Raw genomic sequence first — 4,133 nt, 5'->3', positions numbered from 1 at the left:
GTCCGCCGTCAGCGCCAATGGCACAGATTTGAGGTTGTGATTTAAGGAGGATTTGGGCTTCGTCGTAGTGACGAAGGAACGAAGATGAAGCCCAAATCCTCCTTGAAAAAATCGGCGCCGAAGGCCCCAGCTGAGCGGGTGGTGAAGGACATACGGCGTGCGACGCGCCGGCACTTCTCTGCAGAGGACAAAATCAGGATCGTGCTGGAGGGGCTGCGCGGCGAAGACAGTATCGCCGAGCTGTGCCGCAAGGAAGGCATCGCCCAGAGCCTGTATTACACCTGGTCGAAGGAGTTCATGGAAGCGGGCAAGCGTCGTCTGGCCGGCGATACCGCCCGAGCTGCGACCACCGGCGAGGTGCACGACCTGCGCCGCGAAACCCGTGCCCTGAAGGAATGCGTGGCCGACCTGACGCTGGAAAACCGTCTGCTCAAAAAAAGCATGATCGCGGATGGGGGCGACGAAGAATGAGGTATCCCGCATCTGAGAAGCTCGAGATCATCAGGATCGTCGAGCAGTCGCATCTGCCCGCCAAGCGGACGCTGGACCAGCTCGGCATCCCCCGCCGGACCTTCTATCGATGGTATGACCGCTACCTCGAAGGCGGGCCGGAGGCGCTGGAGGATCGGCCATCGGCGCCGAGCCGGGTGTGGAATCGCATCGGCAACGATATCCAGCAGCAGATCGTCGAGATGGCGCTGGACGAGTCCGAGCTATCGCCCCGCGAGTTGGCTGTGCGCTTTACCGACGAGAAGCGCTACTTCGTGTCGGAATCGACGGTTTACCGGCTTCTGAAAGCCCATGACCTGATCACCAGCCCGGCCTTCATCGTGATCAAGGCAGCCGATGCGTTCCACACCAAGACGACGCGGCCGAACGAGATGTGGCAGACCGACTTCACCTACTTCAAAATCATCGGTTGGGGCTGGGTGTATCTGTCGACCGTGCTCGACGACTTCTCCCGCTATGTCATCGCCTGGAAGCTTTGCACCACCATGCGCGCCGGGGACGTCACCGACACGCTGGAACTGGCGCTTGAAGCCTCGGGCTGTTCGTCAGCCAGGGTCGTGCAAAAGCCCAGGCTGCTCAGCGATAATGGTCCGAGCTACATCGCCGAGGAGCTGGCCCAATGGATCGGTGCCAACGGTATGAGCCATGTCCGCGGCGCCCCGATGCATCCCCAGACCCAAGGCAAGATCGAGCGCTGGCACCAGACCCTCAAGAACCGGATCCTGCTGGAAAATTACTTCCTGCCCGGCGATCTGGAGACCCGGATCGAGGCCTTCATCGACCACTATAATCACCGCCGATATCACGAAAGCCTCGGCAATGTGACGCCCGCCGACACCTACTTCGGCAGGGCTGACGCCATCATCCAACAGCGCGAAAGGATCAAACGGAAGACCATCGAACACCGACGCTTGCAGCACCGCAAGCTCGCCGCTTAATATCAACCCCAGGACGAGGCCCGCGCTCCGCTAATCTACGCCGCGATCTGCGCCAAATGTTCTGACGACGGACACGCCAGATCATCCGTTCGTTCGCCATTCCTTGCGAAACCGGGTTGAGATGAGAGTGGTGTTTGCGCACCATGGAAACAGCTGATGTGAAAAGGGATCGAGCTTTCGGCAGACCAAGGGGCCGAGCAGGATAGGCGGCGATTTGAAGGGCGTTCAACGTGCAATAGATCCCGCACAGAGCGTCGAGTTGACCCTGCTGAAAAGGGCGCAGGTGAGCGGCGATCTGGGCGACCGGATTAGTCAGCGCTAGGCGAGGCATCATCAATATTCTGCCGCAAGCATGATTGTCAGCAGCCGTATTGTTATCGCGGGATCAGCGGGATCGGCAGATTGATACCGCATATCGAGATCGTAATAATCGATCCTCCAATTTATCTGGTGTCCTAGGAAATCGAACGCTCCGAAATCCCTTTCGCAGTAGGGGTCGTTGTCGGCCGAAAAATCATCAAAAGCTTGGACTCTTTCCACGATCTTGGGAGCATAAGCGCCGCCACATAGATCGAGAATGCCCCGTGTGACGGCAAGTTGTCCGCCTTTGAGGCGGCAGCGGAGCCGATCATTCAAATATGCGATCCGCCCGGTCCGCGAGGTTGGCATCGGGACGTGCGTCGTTGTTTCGTTGTCATCCATGACAAAGATTCCTGCGTTTGAGTTTGTGATGATGCGGCCGATCAGCCAGCATCGCGCAACGACGAGACATCAATGCCCGGCGACAGAATCTGGGCGCCACGGCTTTCACCGGGCACAGTGATCCTTGCGTCAAATCCCAGCGGATTTGCTCGCAATAAGGTTCGCTTTTTGAGGGTTAGAGGACGCCGTTAGCGCACGGCAAGTATAGCCACGGTCCACAGCGTTTGCAAAAAACCAAGTAATCCTAGCTTAAGCCGCCGGTACACTTGATATGGCTTTTGTCCGTTCCGCAGCCTGATCCGAAACGTACCCGCTCCCGATACCGCCGCCTGAAACCTGCCGCTTGCTGGCGCAATATCTACGTGGCGGCAATCACCGGAATACTGTCTCGGATGCTCGCCGTAAGGGAATATCTTGGCGGTGAAAAATCTGCTCCCTTAACTCATCAATTGCTTTTATGCCCTATCGAGCGTCGCGATGTATGATCAAGATAGTTGGAAATTCCCGTCGGAACTCGATCTGTCGTAAACCTTCTACACGTCTTACACAAAAGGCTGAACACTGCGCTCTTCATGATACCAAGTAGCACTCGACCACTCGAATTGATGACGGAAGAGGAACGGGCTTTCCATGCTTGCCGCGATCGCGGGGCGCTGCTTGCAACAGATGAGGCCGGACGCACCTTGCTTCATATTGCAGCTCAGAGCGGCAAGGCTGCAATTTGCCGTCTCTACCTCAATGCGGGAATAGACCCGTCGAAGGTCGATAATGCCGGGCGTACGGCGGCTGATCTGGCAAGGCTATCTGGCTATGCATCCCTTTCTCTCTCCTTGGCGAATGCGATCGCGGACTGGGTGTCGAAGGAAGGTCTGGGGCTCGGCGCGGGATGTGGTCGCCCGCTTGATGTCCTCGAGCAGAAGGCACTGATTTCCGGAGATACAGCAGTCCTGGACGGTCTGATCGCCGGAAGGCGGTTGACCTCTCGGAATGCGAAAGGTGACACACCGCTGCACCTTGCCGCCGCAGGGGGGCATTTTCTGATTTGCAACCAGCTCTTCGATGCGGGTGCCGACGCGACGATCCGGAACAATAACAGGCAGACGCCGGCTGATATGGCAACTGAAGCGGGTCATCTGCAGTTGGCGGATCTGCTTCGCAGCCTGAACCGTGACGGGTCGGATGAGGGAAGTCGGGCCGGACAAGCCGCTGCCCAAGCCGCGACCGATCATGCTGATACGCCCGCTATCGAGATCGATGAAATATTCGGCGACCTGCAATTCGATACCGAAGAAGAACCCGTCGCATTTCATTCCCGCCAGGGCATAGCTGCCGTCTCGGCTGCCTTCGTCGCGATTCCGTCAGGATCCGGACTTCGGGCAGGAGACGATGCAGACAATGACGAGTGGGAACTTCCGGCCAGCCTCGCCAAGGTCCGATCCGCGGATCATGTGGCGGAAAAACCGATCGGCGACCACCCTGGTTCAAGCGGGGCCGCATCGGATTTCTCGTCGTCCAATGGTCGTTCGAGCCGGCGTCCGCGAAAGCTCGAAAACACGTGCTTCACGATCGACGAGTTCGCATGTCGCGATTGGGTTCGCGAAGTGCTCGCCGCCGATATGGCGGATGACCAGGCCATACGCGACCTGGTCGGTCAATGCCGGGGGAATCATTCGCCGGAAGCACTTGCCGTGAATGTCCGCAATCTTCTCGTTTCCGTCGGCATCCGAACAGAGGAAACAACCGAGCCTAGCCTGCAGCTTGCCTCGCCCTCGCTTGCCGTCGTCGATGAGGACGAGCTCGTCGAGGGAATCCTCGCTGCCTGCAACCGGAACATGATGGTTCCCGGTTCCAGGGCCTTCAGCGTGGACCGCGCGACGGAAGAGCGCCTCATTCGCGAAATCTCAAATGCCAAGCATAAGCTTCTGAACGCGGTCCTCGATGACTCGACTCTGCTCGGCGCGATTGTCCTGCGCGGGCTAGAGG

At 58.5% G+C, this 4,133-nt stretch carries 3 protein-coding genes; 2 read left to right on the top strand and 1 reads right to left on the bottom strand.

Annotated elements, in window-relative coordinates; translation table 11 throughout:
* Positions 1–84: 84 nt before the first annotated feature.
* Positions 85–1,448, top strand: a protein-coding gene (locus tag KAY22_RS25430; RefSeq protein WP_202988247.1) for an IS3 family transposase whose coding sequence is annotated in 2 segments (ribosomal slippage) — positions 85–433 and positions 433–1,448 — 1,365 coding nt in all. Because the reading frame shifts where the segments join, the coding sequence is not laid out codon by codon here.
* A gap of 333 nt (positions 1,449–1,781) precedes the next feature.
* On the opposite strand, the gene KAY22_RS25425 is transcribed toward KAY22_RS25430, so the two are convergent.
* Positions 1,782–2,150 carry a DUF3768 domain-containing protein gene (locus tag KAY22_RS25425; RefSeq protein ID WP_296625894.1) on the bottom strand — a complete coding sequence of 123 codons (369 nt, stop codon included), beginning with the start codon at positions 2,148–2,150 and terminating at the stop codon, positions 1,782–1,784.
* A gap of 605 nt (positions 2,151–2,755) precedes the next feature.
* On the opposite strand from KAY22_RS25425, the gene KAY22_RS25420 reads away from it, so the two are divergent.
* Positions 2,756–4,133, top strand: a 1,378-nt coding sequence (locus KAY22_RS25420) for an ankyrin repeat domain-containing protein (RefSeq protein WP_296625893.1), incomplete at its 3' end; no start/stop codon positions are given.

Origin of the sequence: Rhizorhabdus sp., from assembly GCF_018006725.1 — a bacterium.
Classification (GTDB): domain Bacteria; phylum Pseudomonadota; class Alphaproteobacteria; order Sphingomonadales; family Sphingomonadaceae; genus Rhizorhabdus.
The sequence above is the reverse complement of the archived record's forward strand: the minus strand, read 5'-3'. Positions and strand labels throughout refer to the sequence as shown.